Source organism: Aminobacter sp. P4_H6_2, from assembly GCF_056400805.1.
Genome location: NZ_JBFUKO010000914.1, coordinates 1 through 1572 on the forward strand (window position 1 = coordinate 1; position 1572 = coordinate 1572).

The 1572-nt window shown below is 59.7% G+C and carries 2 protein-coding genes; one reads left to right on the forward strand and one right to left on the reverse strand.

Translation table 11 applies throughout. The features are described from left to right. Positions 1–738: LysR family transcriptional regulator (locus tag AC1DUU_RS31590; RefSeq protein ID WP_476787243.1), on the reverse strand; the 738-nt coding region annotated here is incomplete at its 3' end. 104 nt (positions 739–842) lie between these two features. Here AC1DUU_RS31590 and AC1DUU_RS31595 point away from each other — a divergent pair. Then, the coding region (locus AC1DUU_RS31595; protein ID WP_476787244.1) for an amidohydrolase family protein at positions 843–1572 on the forward strand (730 nt) is incomplete at its 3' end.

The window sequence follows — 1572 nt, forward strand, 5'->3', positions numbered from 1 at the left end:
GAAGAAACCAGGCAGATAGGCTAGGCCCTCACCGGCGACGGCGAAATATTTGAGCGTCCAATAGTCGTTGGCGATGCAATTTGCTGTCGGCAGGATGTCGATCTCATTTCGACCATTTTGCGCCAGATACCAGGATTGCGGCCGGGTCGGCTGGCGGAAGATCAGTCCGCGATGGGCGCTCAGTTCGTCGGTCGTCTCAGGCGTTCCATGGCGAGCGAGATAGTCGGGGCTCGCGTAGAGACCATAAGACGCCGTCGACAGGCGGCGGCTGATGTAGTCGACATCAGAAGGCTCGCCCCAATGGAAGATGCCGTCCAAGGCCTGTTCCGTCACATCTGAGAAGGGCTGCCTCGAAGTCAGGAAGACGACATCGAGATTGACCTGCGGATATTGCTGGCGGAAGGCATAAAGCAGTTCCGAGGTGATGGTCGTGCCGAACTCGCCTGTGGAGCCGACGCGCAGCGTGCCGGCCACTTCTTGGCGCATTTCAGCAAGTGCAGTTGCTGCGTCCTCGCAGCTTGCCTGGATGCGCCGGGCATGACGGAGAAGCTCTGAGCCTGCATCGGTGACGTGGAGATGGTGGCCTTCCCGCACGAAGAGCTCCATGCCGAACTCGTCCTCCAGCTGCCGGATGCGATGACTGAGCGTCGATTTGGGTAGCCGATGAAGCCGCGATGCCGCCGAGATCGAGCGGGCGTCGGCGACTTTCACGAAACAATCGATGACCGAGAGGTCCATATTTCGTCCAACCTATTGGATGATCTGTCCAATAAATAGCCTTCTTCGGCCAATTGTGTAAACGACCCGAGGTCGAAATACTCCCATCAACCAGGGAGGTTCGTTTGACTGATATCAGGGAATTCATTCGTGCGGCGTCGGGGCGGGAAGCCAAGGCGACATTGGCCGTTCGTGGCGGCAGACTGGTCAACGTCGTTTCGGAAGAAATCTACCAGGCCGATATCGCCGTTTACGGCAACCGCATCATCGCTGTCGGCGATATCTCGGATCATATCGGCCCCGACACCGAGATCGTCGACGCGACGGGCAAATATCTCTGCCCAGGCATGATCGACGGGCATCTGCATGTCGAATGCTCGAAACTGTCGATCACCAGCTTCGCCAAGGCCGTGGTGCCGCTTGGCACAACCTCGATCGTCACCGGGCTCGACCAGATCATCGTTGTCGGCGGTCCCGCAGCGGCGCGTGAGTTCCTCGATGAAGCCAAGCAGACGCCGCTGAAGGTTTTCTGGGGCGCGCCCTGCAAAACGCCCTACACCATGCCGCGCTCGACCGTCGGCCACTATTTCGGGCCGGCCGATCATGCAGCGACCCATCACTGGCCGGAATGCGTCGGTATTTGGGAGACGGTGCGCGAGTTCATCCAGGAAGAAGATCCAGATGTGCTTAAGGCGCTCGAGATTGCCGGAAAAAGCCGGCTTCCGGTACTCGGTTGCTGCCCGATGACGCGCGGCGCGCGRCTCAACGGCTACCAGCAGGCACGCGTGCGCGCGGATCACGAAAGCTATTCGCCAGAGGAGATGCTGGAGAAGCTGCGTGCCGGCATGCATGTGG